Source organism: Nocardia glycosmidis, from assembly GCF_052545115.1.
Window position 1 is genome coordinate 63556 of the sequence record NZ_JBQWRH010000017.1, and the last position, 22521, is coordinate 86076.

The following is a 22521-nucleotide window of genomic DNA, read 5'->3' on the forward strand; positions in this document are numbered from 1 at the left end:
CGACAGGCATGGAATCGCTTCCGCTGCTGAAAGGGTCCCCGAGGCGATCGCAACGAGGTGGGCCTGGCTGAGCTTTCCCGCGGCGTTGCCTTCGCGCGCGTTTCCGTGGCGAGAACCCAGCCCGGGCTCGGCATCCAGTGCGACCGCGAGGCCCGAAATCCAGGTAGTCGATGAGATCCCGTTCGGTCAGCGTGCTGCCTGGGCGCACCTTTTCGCTGCCCATCAACCGATCTCGACCGGCGGTCTCGGCGCGGTCGACCCTGCCGGGCGGGCGGCGCGGCTGAGCGGGTCGCGCGTCCCGCGATATCGCCACGACGGGTTGCTTTCGAACTCTTCCGGAAATGGCCGTCCCCGTTCGGCGAGTTCTCCGAACGGGGACGAAACCGGTATTCATGGAAGCTCGGACGCGCAGCGCGAAGAGCTATCTCATTTGGCGGAAAAACGGATGAATCTTCATAGTTCACCCGCCGTGTCTACTCGACTCGGCGAATGAACTTTCTGATCATGGCAAATTTAATGCAATAGCGCGCAATCGACGATGATCGGCGTATCGGCACAACAGAAATCCGGCCCGATAGGCGACACGGGCGGACGAAGCGGTGATCTACCGAGACCGGATCAGGCGGCGGGCTTGGGCTGGTTCAGGTCCTTGACGCCGGTGATCACATCGATGATGTTGACGATGGCGTGGGTGCCGCCGTCGACCGCCGAACTGCCCGAGTCGAGCATCGCGGAACCAGAGGAAGAACCAGCGGAACCCGTGGACGAGCCGCCTCCGGCCGAACCCGAGCCCGCGGAGCCGGTGGCGGGGGACTGGGCGGCGGAGGCTACCGCGACCGGGCCGAAGAACAGGGTGGCGGCGGAGACGGTGGTGGCGGCGACGGCCAGGGCCTTGCGAGAGAACATGTACGTGCTTCCTTTCACAGATGGATAACGACGCCATCACGGGCGCACCACAAATGTAATGATGAAGACATCCTCAGATCAATGATCTGACTGTGCTATTAATCACGGTTAACAGTTAGCTAACTGAATATTGTGCTGAGGTAACGCAAGTTGATCTTAATCTCAGGCTCGAATCCGAAGATCAAATTCGGCCAATTTTTTCCGGCGGTGGCCGCGTATCTGCGTGTGGCGTACCCGATTTCGCGGCCAACGCTCGATCCCGGCGCGGCACGATCAAGCCTCCTGCCGCCGGGAATTCGTCGAGTAAGTGGGGTTGTGAGCTCGGCCGGCGGCGCGCACGGGTCGGACACCCATCGGTCGATACATGACACCTGGCATCCGGCCGAGGGGGCGTGCGGTGTCGAGGGGTCTGGGTGCAGGTAGTTGGCGCGATGGTGATGATGCGGTGAGGTCAGTCGTCTCGTTCCAAAAGGAAGGCGGGCGGCTTGTTTGGGGTCCATGAGGTTGGACCAGACTTGTTCGGCGGGCATGAGTTCGCGTTCGGGCAGTGACGATTCAGGGAACCAGCCGTCGGGTGCGCATCCGGGGACTCGGTGCAGGATAACCGCGGTTAGGTCGGTCGGGACCGATCCGGTGATGCGGATGGCCACATAGGTTTCGTGGCCGTCGTCGGCGCGTACCTGGACCCCGAGGCGGAACCCGGCCAGGTCGACGGCGTGTTCGTGGCCGTCGTGCAATGACCCGACGATGAGGTCGATGATCAACTTGTTCAGGCGTAGGGCGAAGCGGGTCGCCGCTTCGATGCGGTAACGATCGTGATCGTCGGCGCTTGGCAGGAGATGTCGGCTGTAGGTGTCGGTGGTGACCGGTTTGTCGTGGGCGGCGTTGTAGCGCTGCCGAGCGGTGCGGCATTCCTGCTGCAGGACTGCGTAGAAGTCGTCGCCCGAACCGTCCTGCCTGATCCCGGCGCAGACGAGCCAAGCCGTAATCTCGGTGTCTGGCGCGTCGCAGTAGACGGCGCCACGCCAGCGGTTCACCTTGACTTGAAAAGGATTGTGTCGTCGATCGCGCGGATCCGCTCATGCGGGATGTCGGGGTTGGCGAATTGTTCGTGCGCTTTGGCCAGTATCGGGTGGTCGATTCGGTCCAGTGGGATGTTGGCGGGTGGGACGGGCAGACCCAGGTATTCGCGCAGGCAGTGCGTTGGCCGTATGGTCATCGCGCTATTCCTCCCAGTCGCCCACGCCGCCGAGTTCTTCGATCCGTTCTGTGGGCAGGCCGGTCAGCATGGCGACGCTCGCGGTGAGCGATCCGTCGAGAACCTTCATCGACTCGATCATGCCGCGGCGAATCTCTTCCCTTTTCTGTTCCAGATACGCTCGGCTGGCTTCCGCGACGAACTCCTTCTTTGTCATGCCGAGGAAGTGTGCTGCCTGGGAGATGAGTTCATCGGTAGCTGGGTCGACTTTCAAGGGTGCTGGTCGCTTGGGTGCACCGGTGGCTGATGTGGTCATACTGTGCCTCCTGGGACCATGGTACCCAAGTACCCTATGTACCCAGCCTCGTCGAACGCATACGGTCCGCCGCCACATGTCCGTCCTGGAGCCGGGCCGTCCTGGTGACCGGAACGCGAGCGGTGGAGGAAGTCAACGAGCGCCGGCTCAGTCTGCGGCACTCGGAGACAGGCCAGACGTTCAACCGTCAGATCGACGAACTCATCGCCCAGAGCGTTAGGGTCGGTGCCTGCGTCAACGCCGCTCGTGCCGACGGCGCCGAGGACGAACTCAGGTCCCGGGGCATCGACCTGCAAGTAGCTCGCGACAACTTCCTCCGCTGGACGCTCGAACGCGCGACCGTCATCACTTTCTGATCCGGACACAGCTCGTGGACATCCATCCATGAAACGCGAACCGGGCCGAATCGCTCTGTGTGAGAGAGTGATTCGGCCCGGTATCGGTTCAGGGGATTACACCGTCGGTTCGAACGCTTCGGCGATGATCTCCGCCTGTTCCACCGCGTGCACCTTGCTCGATCCCGAGGACGGGGCCGACATCGCGCGGCGGGAGATGCGGCGGAGTTTGGCGAAGCGGGCCGGGAGGGTCTCCGGGAGGTTGAGGCCGAAGAAGGGCCAGGCGCCCTGGTTGGCCGGTTCCTCTTGGACCCACGCCAGATCGGTGGCGTTGGGGTAGCCCTCCAGGGCCTCGTTCAGGCGGCGGGCGGGCAGCGGGTAGAGCTGCTCGATCCGGACGATGGCGACGTCTTCGCGCTTCTGCTTGGCCTTTTCGGCGGCGAGTTCGTAGTAGAGCTTGCCGCTGGTCATCAGGATGCGCTTGACCTTGGCGCGGTCGCCGATGCCCGTCTCGTAGGCGGGTTCGTCGAAGACCGAGCGGAACTTGCTCTCGGTGAAGTCCTTCAGGTCCGAGACCACGGCCTTGTTGCGCAGCATCGACTTCGGGGTGAAGACGATCAGCGGGCGGCGGATGCCGTCGAGTGCGTGGCGGCGCAGCAGGTGGAAGTAGTTCGCCGGGGTGGAGGGCACCGCGACGGTCATCGAGCCCTCCGCGCACAGCTGCAGGAAGCGCTCGATGCGGCCGGAGGTGTGGTCCGGGCCCTGGCCTTCGTGGCCGTGCGGCAGCAGCAGCACCACGTCGGACAGCTGGCCCCACTTGGCCTCACCGGAGGAGATGAACTCGTCGATGATCGATTGCGCGCCGTTGACGAAGTCACCGAACTGCGCCTCCCACAACACCAATGCGTCGGGGTTGCCCAGGGAATAGCCGTATTCGAAACCGACGGCGGCGTATTCGCTCAGCGCGGAGTCGTGCACGGCGAACCAACCGGGGTTCTCGCTGCCGATGTTGTGCAGTGGGGTGTACTCCCCGGCGGACTTGCGGTCGATGATCACCGCGTGCCGCTGGGTGAACGTGCCGCGGCGGGAGTCCTGGCCGGTCAGGCGCACCGCGCGACCCTCGTCGATCAGCGTGCCGAACGCGAGCAGCTCGGCGAAGGCCCAGTCGACCTTGCCTTCGTACGCCATCTCGCGACGCTTCTCCAGCACCGGCTTGACGCGCGGGTGCACGTGGAAGCCATCGGGAACGTTGAGGAAGGCGTCGCCGATCCGCTGCAGGACGGCCTTGTCCACGGCGGTCACGACCGTCGCGGGCACCGGCTGGTCGCCCTCGACCGACTCGCTCGGTTCCGGCGAGTACTTCTCCAGCTCGCGGACCTCGTTGAACACCCGCTCCAGCTGGCCCTGGTAATCGCGCAGGGCGTCCTCGGCCTCTTTCAGCGAGATATCGCCACGACCGATCAGGCTCTCGGTGTACGCCTTGCGGACCGAGCGCTTGGTGTCGATGACGTCGTACATGTACGGCTGGGTCATCGACGGGTCGTCGCCCTCGTTGTGGCCGCGGCGGCGGTAGCAGATCATGTCGATGACGACGTCCTTGCGGAACTTCTGCTTGAAATCGACCGCCAGGCGGGCGACCCAGTCGCACGCCTCCGGGTCGTCGCCGTTGACGTGGAAGATCGGTGCGCCGATGAACTTCGCGATGTCGGTGGAGTACTCGGTGGAGCGGCTGTTCTCCGGCGAGGTGGTGAAGCCGATCTGGTTGTTCACCACGATGTGGATGGTGCCGCCGACCCGGTAGCCGCGCAGACCCGACAGGTTCAGCGTCTCGGCGACCACGCCCTGACCCGCGAACGCGGCGTCACCGTGCAGCATCAGCGGCACGACCGAGTAGCCCGCCGGGCCGTCGCCCTTGTTCAGCAGGTCCTGCTTGGCGCGTACCAGGCCCTCCAGGACCGGATCGACCGCTTCCAGGTGCGAGGGGTTGGCGGTGAGCGAGACCGCGATCTCGTTGTCGCCGAACATCTGCAGGTACGTGCCCTGCGCGCCGAGGTGGTACTTCACATCGCCGGAGCCGTGCGCCCCCGCCGGGTTCATGTTGCCCTCGAACTCGGTGAAGATCTTCGAGTACGGCTTGCCGACGATATTGGCCAGCACGTTGAGGCGACCGCGGTGCGGCATGCCGATGACGACCTCGTCGAGACTGTGTTCGGCGCACTGGTCGATCACCGCGTCCATCATCGGGATGACGGCTTCGGCGCCCTCCAGCGAGAAGCGCTTCTGCCCGACGTACTTGGTCTGCAGGAAGGTCTCGAAGGCCTCCGCGGCGTTCAGCCGGTTCAGGATGTACTTCTGTTGCGCGACCGTCGGCTTCGCGTGCTTCTGCTCGACGCGGTCCTGGATCCACTGCAGCTGCTCGGGATCGAGGATGTGGGTGTACTCGACGCCGATGTGGCGGCAGTAGGCGTCGCGCAGGATGGACAGCACGTCGCGCAGCTTCATCCGATCCTGGCCGTGGAAGCCCGCGACATCGAACGTGCGGTCCAGATCCCACAAGGTCAGGCCGTGCTGGGTGACGTCCAGGTCCGGGTGGCTGCGGAACTTGTCCTTGACCAGGCGCAGCGGGTCGCTGTCGGCCATCAGGTGCCCGCGGTTGCGGTAAGCGGCGATCATCTCCAGCACGCGGGCGCTCTTGTCGACGCCGCGTTCGCGGACGTCCTTGCGCCAGCGGACCGGCTCGTAAGGCACACCGAGGCCGTGGAAGATCTCGTCGTAGAACTCGTCGGAGATCAGCAGTTGGTGGATGGTGCGCAGGAAGTCGCCGGACTCCGCGCCCTGGATGATGCGGTGGTCGTAGGTGGAGGTCAGCGTCATGAGCTTGCCGACGCCGAATTCGGCGATGCGCTCGTCGCTCATGCCCTGGAACTCGGCGGGGTACTCCATCGCGCCGGCGCCGATGATCGCGCCCTGACCGTTCATCAGGCGCGGTACCGAGTGCACGGTGCCGATGGTGCCCGGGTTGGTCAGCGAAATGGTCACGCCGGAGAAGTCCTCGGCGGTCAGCTTGCCGTCGCGGGCGCGGCGGACGATGTCCTCGTAGGCGGTGTGGAACTGCCCGAAGGTCATCGTCTCGCAACCCTTGATGGCGGCGACGACCAGCGAGCGGCTGCCATCCTTGCCGGGGAGGTCGATCGCGAGGCCCAGGTTGGTGTGCGCCGGGGTGACCGCGTTCGGTTTGCCGTCGATCTCGGCGTAGTGCCGGTTCATGTTGGGGAACGCCCTGACCGCCTGCACGATGGCGTAGCCGAGCAGGTGTGTGAAGGAGATCTTGCCACCCCGGGTACGGGCGAGGTGGTTGTTGATGACCAGGCGGTTGTCGATCATCAACTTGGCCGGGATGGCGCGCACGCTGGTCGCGGTGGGGATGCTCAGCGAGGCAGCCATGTTCTTCGCCACCGCCGCGGCGGCGCCGCGCAGCACCTTGGCCTCGTCGGTGGCGGTGTCGGCAGGCTTCGGGCCGGAGGTGGGCGCGGCGTTCGACGTGGGTGCCGGGGTGGTCTGCGGGGCGCGGGCGGTCACCGCCGCGGGCTTCGGGGCGGGTGCCTTCGGGGCCGCGGGCGCAGGGGCCGCGGCAGGCTTGGCGACAGCGGGCCCGGGGGCTGGGGTGACCGCGGCCGCAGCGACAGTCGGCGCGGGTGTGGGGGCGGTCTGGCTGTTGCCGGAATCACCACTCGCGTCGGGAGTGTAGTCGGCTAGGAACTCATGCCAGCTCTCGTCGACGGAAGATGGATCCTGTTTGAACTTCTGATACATCTCGTCGACCAGCCATTGGTTCTGACCGAACTGGGAAGTTGAGCTGCTCACAGCAGGTGTTCGCCTCATTTCATTCTTCGCGCTGCGACGTTTGCGACGTGCCCGGCACGCCGATCAGCGGATGCGCGCCGATGCGCCCTATCAGAGGATAGGCCCAGCAGCGAATCGGCCGATTCACGGACCACCCGACACCCCCGACCTAATAGGTGACGACTCGTCAGCACCCGAGAATATTCCCTCGGATTCGCGGGCCGCTGCCCAGAGCCGGGAATACGGTCCGCCGGCGGCCAGGAGCTCGGCGTGCGGACCGTATTCCACGATCCGTCCGTGGTCGACCACGGCGATCCGATCGGCGCGCGCGGCGGTGCCGAGCCGGTGCGCGACGATCACCGTGGTGCGATCACGGCTCAGCGATCGGCTCGCTGCCAGCACCGATGCTTCGGTTTCCGGATCGAGCGTCGCGGTGGCCTCGTCGAGCAGCAGCAAATCCGGAGCGACCAGTTCGGCGCGGGCCAGCGCGATCAGTTGACGCTGCCCGGACGACAGACCACGGCCGCGTTCGCCGACCGGCTGGCGCATCCCGAGCGGGAGGGCGGCGATCATGGCGGTCGCGCCCACCGCGGCAGCGGCCGCAGCGATCTCCGCGGCGGTCGCGGATGGTTTCCCGAATGCAATGTTGCTCGCCACGTCGCCGGTGAACAGGTGAGCTTCCTGCGGGACGATGCCGAGCCGCGAGCGGTAGTCGCCGAGGCGGTAGTCGCGGATATCGGCGCCGTCCACCCGGATCGCACTGGATGCCGGGCCGTGGTCACCGTTGTGCTTCGACTCGGCGGTCCGGTGCGCGGCGCCGTTACCCGAGGACTCGATCGGACCCGGCGCTGCGATATTCGGGGAACTGATATGCGGGGGACTGATAGGCGGGGAACTGATATGCGGGGGACTCGGCTCCGGCGGATGCCCGCCGGAATGGTTCGACTCGTCCCGAGGCAGGTCGTAGAGACGCGCCAGCAACTTCACGACGGTCGACTTGCCCGCGCCGGTCGGCCCGACCAGCGCCAGGCTGGAACCCGCCGGTATCTGCAGGGAAACGTCGTCCAGGGCCGGAACGCGGGCGCCCGCGTATCGGAACCGGACGTGGTCGAAGGCCACATCACCGCGCAGCCCCTGCTCGATCGGCACCGGGTCGGCCGGATCGGCGGTGATCGAGGACGGTGTGCGCAGCAGGTCCGCGATCCGGCGCAGGCCGACCCGGGCCTGCTGGTAGCCGTCGAAGACCTGGGAAAGCTGCAGGATCGGACCGAACAGCAGTTGCAGATACAGCACGAACGCGACCAGCGTCCCCGCGCTGGTCGCACCCGCGGCGACCTCGCGCGCACCGAAGTACACCACCGCGGCCAGCGCCAGGTCCGCCCAGCCGACGACGAACGCGAAGTACAGGGCGATCGCCCGCTGTGACCGCACGCGGCTGTCGCGATAGCGCTGCGAATACTCGGCGAAGCGGCGGGCCGCGCGGGGTTCGTGCCGGCTCGCCTGGATCGCGCGCAACCCCGTGACGTTCTCCTGGAAATCTGCGTTGACCACCGACACGTGCTCCCGCGAGACGGTGTAGGCGATGGCGGCGACCCGCCGGAACAGCACCGTCGCCAGCACCAGGGCGGGCACCGTCGCCAGCACGACGGCCGCCAGCGAGACATCGATGACCAGCAACGCGACCGCGATGCCGACCAGCGTCAGCAGACCGACGAGGGTGGTCGCCACCCCGGTCTGCAGGAACGTCGACAGCGCGTCGATGTCGGTGGTCATCCGGGTCATGATCCGCCCGGACAGCTCGCGTTCGTAGTAATCCAGCCCGAGTCGCTGTAGATGCGCGAAGCTGCGCACCCGCAAGGCGAACAGCACTCGTTCCCCGGTGCGGGCGGTCAGCACGGTGGTCGCCGCGCCGACCAGCCAACCCGCCGCGGCCAGGGCCGTGCCGAGCAGCGTCGCGCGGACCAGCGCCGCCGCATCGTCGCCCAGCACGCCGCCGTCGATCGCGTAGCGCACCAGCGGCGGGAACGCGACGCCGATCAGCGCGTCAGCCGCCAGCAGCGCCATGACCGTCAGTACGAGCCGGCGCACCGGGCGCAGCATGCGGCGCAGCCCGAAGCGTGGATCGGGGTCGCGGAAACGCTGTGCGTCCAGACCGGGCTGCTCGGTGGCCGGTGGCAAGCGCTCGATGGTGCGGCGCAGTTCGGGGGTCTCACTCACACCGGTCGCGGCGCGGGCGAAGCGGCCGCTGCCGGCCGGGGCCGGCGCCTGCCCGTTCCCCGCGCCGGACCGGATGTCCGGCGCCGGTGCGACGTGTCCGGCGGGTGCGGGCAGCCTGATCACCCGGTCGGCGTGGGCCAGCGTCGACTCCCGATGCGCCAGGATCAGCGTGGTCCGTCCGCCGCGGTCGGGCAGCGCGTCGAAGATCGCCGCCTCGGTCACCGCGTCCACCGCCGAGGTGGCGTCGTCGAGCACCAGGATGCGCGGGCGGGCCAGGAGGGTCCTGGCCAACGCGATCCGCTGCCGCTGGCCGCCGGAGAGGGTCAAGCCGCGCTCGCCGACGACCGTGTCGTATCCGTCGGGTAGTTCGGCGATGAACTCGTCGGCCGCGGCCTGCTCGGCCGCCTGCCTGATCTCCTCGTCGGTGGCCTCCGGCCGCCCGAGCGCGATGTTCGCGGCGATCGTGTCGGAGAACAGGATGGGGTCGTCGAAGACGACGCCGATGGCGGCGCGCAGGTCGGCGGCGCGCAGGTCGGCGATGTCGACTTCGACGGCGTCCGCCGTGGCCGGCGCCCCGTGCCCGGCGCTGCGGTGCGGGCACGCCGGATCGGCCTCGGTGAACAGCCGGATGCGGCCGGAGTCCGGCGCGTAGAACCGGGGCAGCAGCAGGGCGAGGGTGGATTTGCCAGCGCCCGCGGGCCCGATGACGGCCACCGTCTCGCCGGGCCGTACCCGCAGGTCGAGTTCACGCAGAACGGGCTGATCGGGATCGAAACCGAAGCTCAGCGCGTCGAATTCGATGCCGAGCGGGCCGCCCGGCAGCTCGACCGGACGGTCCGGCTCGGCGACCACCGGCGCGGTGTCGATCACCTGGAACACCCGTTCGGCCGCGGCCCTGGTCAGCTGGGCCATCACGATCACCGACGACAGAATGCGCGCGGTGCCCGTCATGACAGCGACGTACGCGGCGAACGCGACGAAGGTGCCGACGCCGATGCTGCCGTGCAGCGCGAGCACCCCGCCGATCGCGATGACCGCGACCATGCCCAGTTGTGGAATCGACGCGACCGTCGGCGCGAACCCGGCGTCGATCCTCGCGGCGCGCATCCGTTCCGCGAACAGCGTGCGGCCGTGGCGTTCCAGCAGATCGACCATCCGGGCTTCCTGACCGAAGCCCTTCACCACCCGCACCCCGGTGACGGTCTCCTCGACGTGCTGGGCGAGGTCGGCGGCGCGCTGCTGGGCCGACCAGGTCGCCGCGTGCAGCCGCGGGCGCACCCGATACACCACCAGACCGATCGCGGGCACCACCAGCAGCGCGACGGCGGCCAGCGGTGGCGAGAGCCAGATCATGACCCCGGCGGCGAGCGCGAACTCCAGCAGCGCCATGCCCGACAGCGGCGTCATCGCCATCAGGCCCTGGACCAGCTGCAGATCGGTGATCGACCGGGACACCACCTGCCCGGTGCGCAGGGTGTCCTGCCCGATGCCGTCGAGTCGTTGCAAGGAACCGAGGAGATTCACGCGCAGCGCGTGCTGCACGTCCAGCGACAGCCGTCCGGCCAGCAGGCGACGCCCGAATCCGGCTGCGGAGCGGCTGAGGGCCAGCAGCACGAACAGGCCCGCGACCGCTCCGATCGCCGCCGTGTCACCGACGCCGGCGGCGTCGATGGCCTTTTTGGTCAGCAATGGCCCGGCTGTCTCGATGACCGCTCCGCCGAGGACTGCCGCCGCGATGCCGGAGAGCACGCCGCGGTGCGGCCGGCACTCGGCCCACAGCCTGCGTATCCATCCCGGTCTGCCGCCCCCGTCCACTTCGCTCGCTCGCCCCCTTTGCCGTACCGCGTTCTTCATCGACGGTACCGACACCCACCGACAGGCCGTTGTTCCCGGGTGGGCTCAGGTCACAGGTCGCGGGTGCGTAGACTCCACCAGCTCGCGGCGCCCGAGCCGATGGTCCACAGCAGCAGGACCACGATGGCCGCCGGAGTGGGGGCGAGGAAATCGGCGTCCGGGAAGGAGCCGACGGCCACGGTGGCGACGGTGGCCGAGACGGGAAGCAGGGTCACCACGCCCGGAATGCCGAGACCGTGGGCGAGCAGCCACAGCAGAGGTTCGGCGACCACGATCCAGCCGAGCAGCAAGCCCATCGCCTTCGCCGAGGAACGCGCCAGGATGCCCGCGCTCGCGCCGATCAGCGACCAGCAGACCGCGGCGAGCAGCCCGCCGCCGAGCACGGCGAACAGCTCGGCGGTGACGGTGATCTTGTGGCGGCCGACGCCGAATATCCCGCCGAGCGCGACCAGTTCCACCGCCACCACGGCCACCGCCGCGCAACCCGCGATGACCAGGAATTTCGCGGCGGCCAACCGGTCGCGGTCGGCAGTGAACAGCGCACTCACCGCCATCGTGTGGTACCGGTACTCGGCGCCGGTGCCCACTGCTCCGAAGACGGCCGCGGCCAGCACGACCACCGCGAGAGCGACATACAGCCCGATCGTCGCGGCGCCGGTGGCGGGCTGGCCGCGCGGGTCCGGCGGTCCGGCCAGGCTCGCCGACGCGATGCTCGCGATCAGCGCGATCGCGAGGACGGCGCCCGCGAACAGTTGGCCGCGCGGGATCGTGACGACCTTGCGGATCTCGGAGTTGAGGTTCGGCACCAGGTCCGTGGGCAGAATGGCGATCATCGTGGGATTCCGTAAGGCAGCGGCGACGGTTGCCGGCCGCCGGGCGCGGCGAGGCCGGGATAGTGCGGTGCGGGCGCGGCGGCGGGTCTGGTCAGCGACGCGAGCACTCGGTCGGGGTGGATGGGGTCGGCGACGATGCTGTCGATGCGCACCTTCGCCGCGGTGGCGGCGGCCCGGATCTGCGCCTCGGTCGCCTCGGCGACGGCGAGGCGACCGTCCGGACGGATCACCGCGTCGGTGAACCCTTGCGCCGCAAGCATGGTCGCCAGCCCGATGGGCGGGGACGCCGCGACCACCAGCCGGTCGGGGTGTCCGCGCCGCAACCGCGCCGGGCTGCCCTGGAACACCACCGTGCCCTCGCTCAGCACGATCAGGTGGTCCGCGCCGGGCAAGACGGCGGCGAGGCTGTCGCTGGACAGCACGGCGCTGCCGCCGCGGCGCGTGTGCCCGCGCAGAAATTCCGGCAACCAGCCGCGTTCGGCGGCGTCCAGGCCGTCCATCGGATCGTCGAGTACCAGCAGCGGAGGATCGCCGAGCAATGCGGTGGCCAGCGCGAGCCGGGTCTGCTGCCCGGTCGACATGCGGCCGATTCTCGTCGCGGCGTATTCGCCCAATCCCACGAGTTCGAGCACTTCGCCCACCCGTGCGTTGCCGACGCTTGCCGCGGCCGCGTAGATCAGCAGGTGATCGCGGGCCGTCCGAGCCGGATGCAGCCCGCGCGGCGCGAGCACACCGCCGACCATCCGCGCGGAACCCGCGGCGGCGGGCCGCGCCGAACCTGGTCCACCCACGGACGCGGTGCCGGAAGTGGGGTCGACGAGGCCGAGCAGCACCCGCAGGATGGTGGTCTTGCCCGCCCCGCGCGGACCGACCAGCGCCGCAGTGGTGCCGGAAGGCACGGTGAAGCTCACGTCCGTGACGGCGATCGCCGAGTCGTACCGCTTGGTCAAGCCCCGGACCTCGAACGCGACCGCACGCACGCCGCTCACCGTGGCGTCGTCGGCGGTTGTGGCTGCGCCGGAGGTTGTGGCTGCGCCGGTGGTTGTGGCTGCGCCGGATCGATCATGGTGAGCGGATCGGCCTCGATGATCAGCTGCCGGTCGGCCGGCCACGTCGCCGGTGGTGGCCCGAATGCGTTGCGTGCGTTCGTGATCGTAGCCTTGCCGAGCGCGCGGTTGCCCGCGCCGCCGATCACGGCGCCGATGCCCGCGGGGAGCACCTTGCCCGCCATCAACGCGGCGCGCTTGGTGATGAACCGGATGATGAACCGCTTCAACAGCGAATCGTTCATGCTCGACAGCCCCGGAATCCGGTTGGCGAATGTCGCGCCCCAGTTCTTCGCGGAGGAACCGACCGTTTTCTGCACGATCTCCATGCCGCTCTCGCCCAGCACGACGGCCAGCACCAGTGCCCTGCGCTGCTGTTGATCCTGCGGCGAAATACCGTGCACCGCGGCCACCGCGAGGGTGAACACCGCCGACGCCTCCATGAAGAAGGTGGTTTCCGCGCTCACCGCGGCGATCGCGGCGACGGTCCCGACGCCGGGGAGCGCGGCGGTCGCGCCGACCGCGCTGCCGCTGCCGGTGACGGCGAGCAGGTACTGCTTCTCCAACCGCTCGATGACCTGCGCGGGGCTTTCCTCGGGATGCGAGCGCCGGATCCGGTCCACGTACTTGGCGACCGCGGGCGCCTGCAGGCGGGACCCGGTATCGAGCAGCTCGACCACCGTCTTCTCGAACGCGCCTTTGGGCATCGGCGGCATCCTCCTCTTCCGGTCTGCTGGGTTGAACTGTATGGCACCGGTTTGCCGTCAGCTCGTCATGACAACGAAGTACCCAGGCCGATCGGTTCCACTGGCGGGGTCAGGCAGGAGCTCGCACCACGGGTACGCGCTCGGCCGGCAGTGGCGGGGGCGGCGGGGTGCCGTCGCCGAATGGCCGACCGCCCAGGGCCTGTCTGCCGTGCGGGGCCGACCAATTCGCCAGGTCTGGTCCCTTCGGGACGATTCCGGTCGGGTTCACGTCCCGATGCACGACGTAGTAGTGCGTCTTGATCTGCTCGAAGTCGATGGTGTCGCCGAAGCCGGGGGTTTGATACAGATCGCGCGCGTAAGCCCACAGCACCGGCAGCTCGGTGAGTTTGGACCGGTTGCACTTGAAGTGCCCGTGGTAGACGGCGTCGAAGCGCACCAGCGTGACGAACAGCCGCACGTCGGCCTCGGTGATCGTGTCGCCGACCAGATAGCGTTGTGTGGCAAGGCGTTCGGAGAGCCAGTCCAGCCGGTCGAACAGCCGGTCGTAGGCGGCGTCGTAGGCGTCCTGCGCGCCGGCGAACCCGCACCGGTAGACGCCGTTGTTGATGTCACGGAACACGGCGAGGTTCACCTCGTCGATCTCGGCTCGCAGCGGTTCGGGGTACAGCTGCGGCGCGCCGGGCCGGTGGTGTTCGGTCCATTCGGTGGAGAAGTCCAGTGTGATCCGCGCGTAGTCGTTGGTGACGACCTGCCCGGTCGGCACATCCACGATGGCGGGCACCGTGATGCCGCGCGGGTAGTCCGGGAACCGGGCCAGGTAGGCGTCGCGCAATCGGGGAATGCCGAGCACCGGGTCGACGCCGTCGGCATCCAGGTCGAAAGTCCAGCTGAATTTGTCGTGCGTGGGACCGCACAGGCCGAGCGAGAGCACCTGTTCGAGTCCGAGCAGGCGACGCACGATCAGCGTCCGGTTCGCCCACGGGCAGGCCCGCGCCGCCACCAGCCGGTAGCGCCCCGGCTCGACCGGATAGCCGTCGCGGCCGTCGGCCGTGATTCGGGTGGTGATGTAGTTGGTGTCCCTCTTGAACTCGCCGGGCTCGACGTAGGAACCGCTTGCACTTGCCGACTCGGTCACGTGGACAGTTTTGCAGATCGAGGTCTCGGGCGGCGGGATGAGCCGAACGAAGGCGACCGCCTGGAACACGACGGCACCGACAACGGCGTACAACTGGCGGCCTGACGTTTGCCGCTGCCGCGCAACCTGTTCGATCGCGCGATGCTGCTCGCTGATATCGCACGGGTCCTGCGCGCGTCCGCTGACGGCCCGACGAAGACGTGACGACCGAGCAGATCATCGCGGCATGGCGTTGCGGCGGTGTGCCACAGATGGATTCGGTGCCGCCCGAGGCGCCCGGCGCTCGGTTCGGCACTGATGATCCCGAAGGCGCCGCGCGCGATTTCCGCCGAGGTGCCGCACCGGTCGGTGACATCGCAGCCGGTGACATATCGGACACGTTCGTCGCCTATCCCAGCGAGATTGTGACGCGAGTCATATAGTCGCAGTGCCTGCTCACTCGAGGCACGCGGAGGACGAATGTCGCAATTGCTCGTCGAATACCCCCTGACCAGCCCGCATGTCTGGGACAACCCGCTGGCCCGGGGTGCCGACGGGGTGCTGCGGTACGGAAACCTCACGCCGGCACTGACCGAACTACTGGATCTGCAGGTCCACGCGTTTTCCACGCGCGAAGCGGTGGTGGAGGTCGGCGGGCCGCGCCTGACCTACCGGGAGCTGTGGCACTCCGCCTCCCGGATCGCCGGCGGTCTGCAGGAACATGGCATCGGTTACGGCGACCGGGTCGCCGTCCACATGCCTTCGGGCGTGCGCTGGGTGCAGGCATTCCTCGGCGCTCTGCTCAGCGGCGCGGTGCCGGTGCTCGTGCACGACGGGTTGCCCGAGGCGGTGGCCGAGCGCGTGATCAACGACAGCCGAGCCGATTTCGTGCTGGGGCGTCGCGGAGTTGAGACCGAGCTGCCCGACGGCGCCGCGTACATCGATGACGGTGCGGCGCTGAGTGATCTGGCGCTGCTGTGTTACACCAGCGGCACCTGCACGCCCAAGGGCGTGGAGCTGACCAACGAGAACCTGCTGTCCGCGGTGCGCTCGATGGTCGCCGCGCTGGATCTGCCCACCGATGGCCTGCGCAACCTGGTGCTGTTGCCGTTGGCGCACGCCAGCGGCTGTGTCGATCAGCTTTTGCCGACCCTCGCGGTCGGTGGCACCGTCGTGCTCGCTCGGGACCGGTGTGGCACGGCCGAAGCGATCGCGGCCGAGCGCGTCGACATGGTCTCCGCGACGCCGCGGATCTTCGCGGGCCTGGCGCCCGAGTTGGCCGAGCTGCGCGCCGCGGGGCTGCGCACCGAGGGCGTCGCGCGGATCAGCAAGGCCGGTCACCGAGCCGAACGCACGGCGGCGCGGACCGCTCCCGGAGACCTGAAGGTCGAACTGCGCGGCGTGTTCCCCGTCGCGCGGCAGTGGTCGGTCTGGGGCGCGACCGAGACCAGCGGCATCGGCCTCGCGGTGGACGACGTCGAGCGGGCGGCGGACCGGTCGGACGCGGAGGTGGTGCTCGGATTCCCGTTCGGCGGTACGGAATTGGCGCTGTGGGGGCCGAAGGCGACGGCAGGGCACGGGGAACTGCTGTGCCGGGGGCCGAACGTCACGCCACGCTACTGGGATGACCCCACCACCACCGCCGCGCGATTCACCGGAACCTGGTTCCACACCGGCGATCAGGTGACGATCGACGCCGACGGCTTGGTGCGCCGGGAAGCGGTGCCCGTCGAGTGATCCCGGCTCACTCCAGCAGGCGGGTGCGCAGCCGGGCGAGCAGCTCGGGCGTCAGGCCGATCACCGCGAGATAGCCCGGCAGATCACCGTGCAGTTCCAGCATGGCGACCGTGGCGGCCTCCAGGTATTCCGCGCGCACGCCGAGCAGGTCTACCGAGAGTTCCTCACCGCCGAGCAGTTTCGTCATCATCAGCGAGCGCAGTGGGGGGATGGCGCCGTTGCTCTCCAGGTAATCGGCTCGTACGTCGGCCTCGCAGACGCCCACCGCACGAAGCAGCGTCGCGACAGCCCAGCCGGTGCGGTCCTTGCCGGCCGCGCAGTGCACCAGCACAGCGCCGCTGCCGCGCACGATGGACTCGGCGAGCGTGGCGATGGCGACGTGCGCTTCGGGCAGCGCGGGGAACCTCCGATAGACCTCGAGCATGTGTGGAAAGGCGTTGTGCGCGGTCGCCTCGTGGGGCGGCGCCTCGGCCATTCTGGAGTCGAACGGGGTGATGGTCAGCCGGACGTCCGCGGGCAGCCGGTCGGCGCCGATATGGTCGATCTCGCGGTGTCCGCGCAGGTCGTGCACGTCGCTGACGCGAAATTCGCGTAGTGCGGCATGGCCTGCTTCGTCGAGTCCGCTCAGTTGGGCCGAGCGAAGCAATACTCCGGGGCGGACCTTGGCGCCGTCGTCGGTCCGCAGACCGCCGGTATCCCGGAAGTTGAACGCGCCGGAGAGGGCGTACTGGTCGGAGGGTGGCGAGAGAGTCACCGATCCAGACTATCGGCGCTGTTGCACGACGGACGGCGGGCGTGGTGCTTGCCCGGGACGGCATGATGACCGATTTCGTGCGCATGCAGTGTGTGATACGTCACAAAATTTGGGTTCATCAAGGTTTCAACCGTACCGTATTCGACGGTCTGTCGACTTGTCGGCAGGGGCCAGATCCACCGTCATAGCGCGAATTCCGGGCGGCACGGTGTGGTCGCGCCGCGATCGCGGTTGGGTAACAAAACATTCCTTTAGTCTGAAACTACCCGCTCAACCCGTTTCTTAACCAGGAAAACCCTCTAGCATTGATGAGCGTTGGACTGGGCTGCGCGGACTTTTCCGGAAGTTTCCCGCCTGTTCAGCGAGGTCGCGCCAACCGAGGTGCGTGAGAGCCTTTCGCCGAGGGAGTCGTTCGTTGAGCGCAGGTGGAGAAGTAGTAACGGAGGATCAACTGCGGCCGCCCGTTCTCGTTGCGGTCGAAGCCGCGGCAGTCACGCTCGATTACACCGGCATTCGCGCGCTGCGGGCGCTGCTGCATGCCGGGGTCAGTGCGTACTGGCCGCACGTGAAGGCCACTCCGATCAAGCAGGTCAAGTCGTACGAGACGACCGTGAAGGCCTTGCGTACCCGCTGGGCGGTGCGCAGCGACTGTGCGCCCGACCCGGTCGCGTCGGAGTTCTATCGAGATAAGGACGTCGAGGTCACCGCCTTTTTGCGGCTGTGCGCGGAGCGCTCGGGAACGCAGTGGCTGGAGCCGATCGAAGCGATCGCGTCCTATGTCGTGTCGGTTCTGGAGGGCACCGTCCTACGCTGGCTGGCCGACTGCAATGACGAGACCGTGATCGTCGTGCTCGATGATCTGGTCGGCAGCCTGACCACCAGGGCCGTCGAGGTCTAGCGGCCGGCAATTTATGGACGATCGACCAGTTTGATGGTTGAGTTGTCCCGGTGACCGAGACGTCGCCGATCGCGGGGCTGCACGCCGCCACCGCGGAGCTGGACCCGCCCTTCGCCGTCCTCGACCTGGGCGTCCTGCGCGCCAACGCCGCGGACCTGGTTCGTCGGGCGGGCACCGTTCCGGTGCGCGTGGCCAGTAAATCGGTGCGCTGCCGCGCTGTGCTCGCCGAAGTCCTGGGCGCTGAGCTCACCGCCGCGGGTGGCTTCGCCGGCATCATGTCCTACTCCCTGCGCGAGGCCATCTGGCTGGTGCGCCACGGTGCGCGCGATGTCCTGCTCGGATATCCGAGCGTGGATCGCGCCGCGCTGGCGGAGCTGGCCGCCGACGACATCGTGCTGCGATCGATCACGCTCATGGTCGACGACTCCGCTCAGCTCGACCTGATCCGCGCCGCCCTCGGCACCGACCGGGTGCGGCCCCGAGTCTGCCTGGACGTAGACGCCTCACTGCGCATCGGCCCGCTGCATCTCGGTGTCCGCCGGTCTCCGGTGCGGACCCCGCAGGACGCGGCCGCCTTGGCGAGTGACGCGCTGCGCCGTGGTTTCGAGGTGGTGGGCGTGATGACCTACGAGGCGCAGATCGCCGGGCTGCCCGACGCGAATGCCGCGGTGCGGCTGGTGAAGCGGGTGTCCGCGGCGGAGATCGGCAAGCGCCGGGCCGAGGTGCTCGATGCGGTCCGCTCGGTGACCGGCGAGCTGGAGATCGTCAACAGCGGCGGCACGGGGTCCGTCGAAGTCAGCGTGGCCGACCCCGATGTGACCGAGGTGACCGCGGGGTCCGGGCTGTACGTGCCGACGCTGTTCGATCATTATCGATCGTTTACGCCCAGGCCCGCACTGTATTTCGTCACCTCGGTGCTGCGGCGGCCCACCCGCAAGATCGCCACCGTCTTCGCGGGCGGCTACATCGCCTCGGGCCCGGCCGGGCCGTCGCGGGTGCCGAAACCGGTGTGGCCCAAGGGATTGCGGCTGCTCGCTACGGAAGGTGCGGGAGAAGTGCAGACTCCCGTATCGGGTGCGGCGGAACTGCGGATCGGCGATCGGGTGTGGTTGCGGCATGCGAAGGCCGGTGAACTATGCGAGCGATTCGACACGGTGCATCTGGTCGACACCGACGGCTCCCGGGCCTGTGTGCCGACCTATCGCGGCGAGGGTGTCTGCTTCGGCTGAAAGCTGTCAGCCCAGCCGCAGGAATGCGCTCAGGTCGGCCAGTTCGTCCACCGTGGCGGGCAAGTACTCGGTGAGCAGCGGGGAGCGGATGATGATCGCCTGCCACATCGCCCGGCACAGTGCGGCGCGGATCAAGCCGCGCGACAACAGCGACCGCATGCCGTACGGGGCGTCGAGGGGGCTGGAGGTGGTCATCGAAACCAGCACCACAGCCGCTTCCCGGCCACGGAATCGCTCCGGCGTGCCGACCAGTACGTCCTCGATCTTGGCGCGAGCCAGCATCGTCCGGATCAGGCCCACCTGCGCGGCGTACGGCGCCACCACGAAGATGTCGTGTGGGTGCACCCGGCGCGTCGTCGCGCCGATCGTCCAGGACATGCCGAGCAGTGCGCGCACCCGGCGCACCACCTCGCGCGCTTCGGCGGGTGAGCTGGTGGCATTGCCGCAGTGGTCGACCAGGACGGTGCGCACACCGGGCTCCGCGCCGTCCAGATGCCTTGCCAGCGTGACGGTTTCATTGGAGCGAAGACGTCCGTCGTAGTACAACCGGGAGACCGGTTCGCACACCGCTGGATGCATCCGCCAGGTGCGGTCGAGGAAGTAGCCGCGCTCGGCGGGCAGGGTCTGGCGCCCCTCGGCCAGCCAGCCGAGCACCGATTCACCGACCGGAGCCGGGTGCGTGGCGCGCGTCGTGGACGGTACGGGATCGCCGAGCAGCAGCAGGTTTCGCGCGCTCGCGGCGACGGCCATCAGGTCGGCCAGCACGAAGCGGCCCGCGTCAGCGACCATGAGCAGGTCGAGCCCCTCGCGCGGCACCAGATCCTCGTTCGCGAAATCGGGCGCAGTGCCGCCGAGTACACAGCCGCTGATGGCGTTGTCCAGGAACCGTGGATAGTGGGCGGCGTCGATCACGGCCCACTCCGGGGCGAGGGCCACCGCGTCCTTTTTGGCGACCAGCTCCGGCAGCACGCCGGTCCGCACGATCGCGTCGAGCAGGTTCTCCACGGTGGTGTGGTCGCGTGCCACGATGCCGATGCGCCAGTTGTGCCGGGTGACCAGGCGCTGCAGTACCCGGGCCGTGGTCGAGGTCTTCCCGGTTCCGGACGGCCCGTGCACTGCGAGGTACGAGCGGTCGAGCGCGCGCACCGCGGCCGTGATCGCCGCGGCGTGGTCGCCGTGCACCTCGGGCAGCGCGACGCCGTCATGCAGCCGGGGCGGGCGGCGCGCGAGGACGTCGAAGACGGCCTCCCGGGGTGTGTCCGGCAAGGTCATGAGCAACTGCTGCGCGGCGAATTCGACTGCCACTTCGGCATTCCCGTCCCAGGCGGGGAGGTCGGGCGCGATTGCCGACGGGAGCTCGTCGTAGAGTTCGCAACCCTCGGGCAGCAGTTCCTCCAGCCGCACGGTGTCATCGAACTCGGTGTCCACCGAGCAGCCGAGCACGGTCGCCGTCGCGGTGGCGCGCCGGCCGATGGCGGTGATCATGCCTGCCGGCGGCGGCGGATCGTAGAAGGTATAGACCGTGGCGCCGGGGGTGAGCACGCTCGGCCCCGTGGCGCCGCTGGAGCCGGTGCCGATCCGACCGGTCAAGGTCAGATACCGGCGCATGGCCGGGCGGTCGGGGCGGCGATGCCATTTGGTATCCACCGTGCCCCAGTCGGCGACGAGAACGCCCGGCGCGTCGTCCCATTCGTCCACGGGGTGGCTGAGCCGGTCAGCGTGCGCCCACCACAGCTGCTGCCGCTCCCGCCGGTGATAGCCGAGCGTCGCGGCCAGCAACGCCGACGGGTGCAGCGAATCGCCGAGTCCCGCAGCGTACTCCGCGAGCGCGGCGGCCAGCGAGGACGGCCGGTACGGCGGCGTGGGGTCGGCCTGGCCAGGCATGGCCGCCGTGCGCCACTGGGTGGCTCGCGTCGCCGGATCGGGCTCGACGCGCTGCTCGGACGCACAGTTGAGCAGCCAGTCGCGCAGCTGCAACACGGTGTGGCCGTCGTCCGCACCCGGCGCATGTCCCAACAGCTGCCGTATCGCGCTCAGATCGTAGGACGGCTCGCCGATGATCATCGCGTTGCGGACGACCGGGTACAGGTCGACCAGGACACCGGCGTCCAGCAATTCGTCGACGAAGTCCTCGCCGACACCGTGCCGCCCGATGCAGTGCAGCAGCGCCGTACGCACCGCAGAGGTGTAGTGGTAGATGTGCAGGTCCGGATACCGCCGACGCCGCTGAGCCAGGTAGTCGAGCACCTGCTCGAGCGCGCGTCGTTGCGCGGTTGCGCTGCCCGGTGCGCCCGCGCCGGAAGGTCCGCTCAGAGTTAGCGGTACGGTGCCCGGTCCGCCGATCTCGACCGTGTGCGGTGGCTGCCCGCCGCCCCCGACGGTGAGCGCGAGGTCTCCAGAGGAGGGCAGCGGCAGCGTGCTGAGCGCGGTCGGGTTGGTCACGGTGTATCGGGGTTCGCTGGAATGTTCCTGCCGCAGTTGGGCTTGCGCTTGGTGACGCAGCGCCGTGACGGTACGCGGCGGCACGCCCGGGACCGAGATCTCGGTAGCGGCCAGCCGATCGATGGTGCTCACTCCCGCTTCGCGCAGGCGAGCCCGGATCATCGAGGGCATGCCCGCCACCAGCAGCAGATCGCGCGCGGCCGACAGGGCGGCGGTACAGGTGCGGCATCGGCCGCAGGCGAGATAACGCGGGTCGCCCCACTGGACCGGCAGCAGTTCGCCGAGTTTTTCGTCCAGGATGCGTTCCACCCGGCGCCTGCGCGCCCGATACACCGGGAGCAACTCGCTCAGGGCCGGCGCCACGTTCTCGTCGCCCCGATGCAGCCGGACGAAAGGCGCGGTCAGCGCGCCCGAACGGTCGAGCGCGGCGGCGCAGGCGGCGAGTTCGAGCGCGGCGCCCACGGGATCCGCCGCCGGGGACACGGCGCTGTGCACGGTATAGCGGACCCGGTGTTCCGCACGTACCAGAAAGTCGCAGGAGCTATGGAATCGGCCGTCGAAGAAGAGGGCGCCGTGGACGACGTGCATGCCCGCACGCAAGGCCGCGACGGTAGCGGTGTGTGCGGTCGTCAGCGCGGCGATCCGCTCGGCCGGGCCGCCCGCGTCGTCCGGTGGATGGTCGATCTCCACCACTGCTGCGCCGAAGCGGGCACGGTAATCGTCGAGATGTCGTTGCCGGATATCCCGGACATCATTGCTGTCGAGTGTGATGTCGTGTGCGAGGTCGGGCACCGGTGCGCCTGCGCCGGGTTCGGCCGGGAGGATGCCCAGTTCGGTGTCGAGAGCGCGCAGCACTGCGAATTCGCAGTGCGCTGCGCGCACGAGATCGACGGCGGTGCAAACGACACGATCCCCGAACACGAACAAGCGCGGCCCTCCTGTGTCTTCGCGGGACACCCGCTGCCGCATGCGCCTCGTTACGCACCGACGGCAACACTGTAGCTAGCCAGCTGCCTCGCTTCCGCTCGACCCGGCGCAAGAGCGGTTGCTCGAGCCTCTGCCCGGCCTGGCGCGAGCCGGTGGACCCGGCCC

Annotated in this window: 16 protein-coding genes; 4 read left to right on the forward strand and 12 right to left on the reverse strand. The window is 68.6% G+C overall.

The genetic code is table 11. The features are described 5' to 3' along the window. Window positions 1-618 precede the first annotated feature (618 nt). The 4 genes from ACT86A_RS21050 to ACT86A_RS21065 all read right to left on the reverse strand — a co-directional run bounded on the left by ACT86A_RS21050 (window position 619) and on the right by ACT86A_RS21065 (window position 2420). Complete coding sequence (locus ACT86A_RS21050) at window positions 619-906, reverse strand: hypothetical protein (RefSeq protein ID WP_445093890.1); 288 nt, start codon at window positions 904-906, stop codon at window positions 619-621. A gap of 119 nt (window positions 907-1025) precedes the next feature. Beyond that, window positions 1026-1943: a hypothetical protein gene (locus ACT86A_RS21055; RefSeq protein WP_445093891.1), complete on the reverse strand. Its 918-nt coding sequence runs from the start codon at window positions 1941-1943 to the stop codon at window positions 1026-1028. Beyond that, window positions 1940-2125, reverse strand: coding sequence for a hypothetical protein (locus tag ACT86A_RS21060; RefSeq protein ID WP_445093892.1), 186 nt, complete (start codon window positions 2123-2125; stop codon window positions 1940-1942). The genes ACT86A_RS21055 and ACT86A_RS21060 overlap by 4 nt, the downstream gene beginning before the upstream one ends. Window positions 2126-2129: 4 nt before the next feature. Beyond that, on the reverse strand, window positions 2130-2420 hold the full coding sequence (locus ACT86A_RS21065) for a hypothetical protein (protein ID WP_445093893.1): 291 nt from the start codon (window positions 2418-2420) through the stop codon (window positions 2130-2132). Window positions 2421-2524: 104 nt separating this feature from the next. Here ACT86A_RS21065 and ACT86A_RS21070 point away from each other — a divergent pair, with 104 nt between their 5' ends. Continuing rightward, entirely contained in the window at window positions 2525-2776 is a 252-nt protein-coding gene (locus tag ACT86A_RS21070) for a hypothetical protein (protein WP_445093894.1), read from the forward strand. A gap of 96 nt (window positions 2777-2872) precedes the next feature. Here ACT86A_RS21070 and ACT86A_RS21075 read toward each other — a convergent pair whose 3' ends face one another. From ACT86A_RS21075 to ACT86A_RS21100, 6 genes are all read right to left on the reverse strand, one after another. Further along, a complete protein-coding gene (locus tag ACT86A_RS21075) occupies window positions 2873-6568 on the reverse strand; it encodes a multifunctional oxoglutarate decarboxylase/oxoglutarate dehydrogenase thiamine pyrophosphate-binding subunit/dihydrolipoyllysine-residue succinyltransferase subunit (protein WP_445093957.1) in 3696 nt (1231 codons plus the stop codon). Between the two features lie 174 nt (window positions 6569-6742). Further along, on the reverse strand, window positions 6743-10669 hold the full coding sequence (locus tag ACT86A_RS21080; RefSeq protein ID WP_445093895.1) for an ABC transporter ATP-binding protein: 3927 nt from the start codon (window positions 10667-10669) through the stop codon (window positions 6743-6745). A gap of 50 nt (window positions 10670-10719) precedes the next feature. Further along, on the reverse strand, window positions 10720-11502 hold the full coding sequence (locus ACT86A_RS21085; protein WP_445093896.1) for an ABC transporter permease: 783 nt from the start codon (window positions 11500-11502) through the stop codon (window positions 10720-10722). Continuing rightward, a complete protein-coding gene (locus ACT86A_RS21090; protein ID WP_445093897.1) occupies window positions 11499-12491 on the reverse strand; it encodes an ABC transporter ATP-binding protein in 993 nt (330 codons plus the stop codon). The genes ACT86A_RS21085 and ACT86A_RS21090 overlap by 4 nt, the downstream gene beginning before the upstream one ends. Next, entirely contained in the window at window positions 12488-13255 is a 768-nt protein-coding gene (locus ACT86A_RS21095) for a hypothetical protein (protein WP_445093898.1), read from the reverse strand. The genes ACT86A_RS21090 and ACT86A_RS21095 overlap by 4 nt, the downstream gene beginning before the upstream one ends. Before the next feature lie 109 nt (window positions 13256-13364). Beyond that, window positions 13365-14390 carry a glutathione S-transferase family protein gene (locus ACT86A_RS21100; RefSeq protein ID WP_445093899.1) on the reverse strand — a complete coding sequence of 342 codons (1026 nt, stop codon included), beginning with the start codon at window positions 14388-14390 and terminating at the stop codon, window positions 13365-13367. 459 nt (window positions 14391-14849) lie between these two features. Between ACT86A_RS21100 and ACT86A_RS21105 the strand changes: the two genes are divergently transcribed. Then, window positions 14850-16106: a class I adenylate-forming enzyme family protein gene (locus ACT86A_RS21105; RefSeq protein ID WP_445093900.1), complete on the forward strand. Its 1257-nt coding sequence runs from the start codon at window positions 14850-14852 to the stop codon at window positions 16104-16106. A 7-nt stretch (window positions 16107-16113) separates the two neighbouring features. On the opposite strand, the gene ACT86A_RS21110 is transcribed toward ACT86A_RS21105, so the two are convergent. Next, the gene (locus ACT86A_RS21110) at window positions 16114-16860 is read right to left on the reverse strand and encodes a tyrosine-protein phosphatase (protein ID WP_445093901.1); all 747 of its coding nucleotides are present in this window, start codon (window positions 16858-16860) and stop codon (window positions 16114-16116) included. A gap of 415 nt (window positions 16861-17275) precedes the next feature. Here ACT86A_RS21110 and ACT86A_RS21115 point away from each other — a divergent pair, with 415 nt between their 5' ends. Both ACT86A_RS21115 and ACT86A_RS21120 read left to right on the forward strand, forming a co-directional pair. Further along, window positions 17276-17758 carry a TetR family transcriptional regulator gene (locus tag ACT86A_RS21115; RefSeq protein ID WP_445093902.1) on the forward strand — a complete coding sequence of 161 codons (483 nt, stop codon included), beginning with the start codon at window positions 17276-17278 and terminating at the stop codon, window positions 17756-17758. Between the two features lie 50 nt (window positions 17759-17808). Beyond that, window positions 17809-18987 (forward strand): alanine racemase, encoded by a 1179-nt coding sequence (locus tag ACT86A_RS21120; protein WP_445093903.1) that lies wholly within the window; start codon window positions 17809-17811, stop codon window positions 18985-18987. 6 nt (window positions 18988-18993) lie between these two features. On the opposite strand, the gene ACT86A_RS21125 is transcribed toward ACT86A_RS21120, so the two are convergent. Beyond that, window positions 18994-22350, reverse strand: a complete 3357-nt coding sequence (locus tag ACT86A_RS21125; protein ID WP_445093958.1) for an AAA domain-containing protein — start codon at window positions 22348-22350, stop codon at window positions 18994-18996. Window positions 22351-22521: the final 171 nt, after the last annotated feature.

Bases quoted from the DNA above. Each gene is read 5' to 3' on its own strand.
- ACT86A_RS21050 (WP_445093890.1), bottom strand. From the start codon at position 906: ATGTTCTCTCGCAAGGCCCTGGCCGTCGCCGCCACCACCGTCTCCGCC.
- ACT86A_RS21060 (WP_445093892.1), bottom strand. From the start codon at position 2,125: ATGACCATACGGCCAACGCACTGCCTGCGCGAATACCTGGGTCTGCCC.
- ACT86A_RS21065 (WP_445093893.1), bottom strand. From the start codon at position 2,420: ATGACCACATCAGCCACCGGTGCACCCAAGCGACCAGCACCCTTGAAA.
- ACT86A_RS21075 (WP_445093957.1), bottom strand. From the start codon at position 6,568: ATGTATCAGAAGTTCAAACAGGATCCATCTTCCGTCGACGAGAGCTGG.
- ACT86A_RS21080 (WP_445093895.1), bottom strand. From the start codon at position 10,669: ATGAAGAACGCGGTACGGCAAAGGGGGCGAGCGAGCGAAGTGGACGGG.
- ACT86A_RS21085 (WP_445093896.1), bottom strand. From the start codon at position 11,502: ATGATCGCCATTCTGCCCACGGACCTGGTGCCGAACCTCAACTCCGAG.
- ACT86A_RS21095 (WP_445093898.1), bottom strand. From the start codon at position 13,255: ATGCCCAAAGGCGCGTTCGAGAAGACGGTGGTCGAGCTGCTCGATACC.
- ACT86A_RS21105 (WP_445093900.1), top strand. From the start codon at position 14,850: ATGTCGCAATTGCTCGTCGAATACCCCCTGACCAGCCCGCATGTCTGG.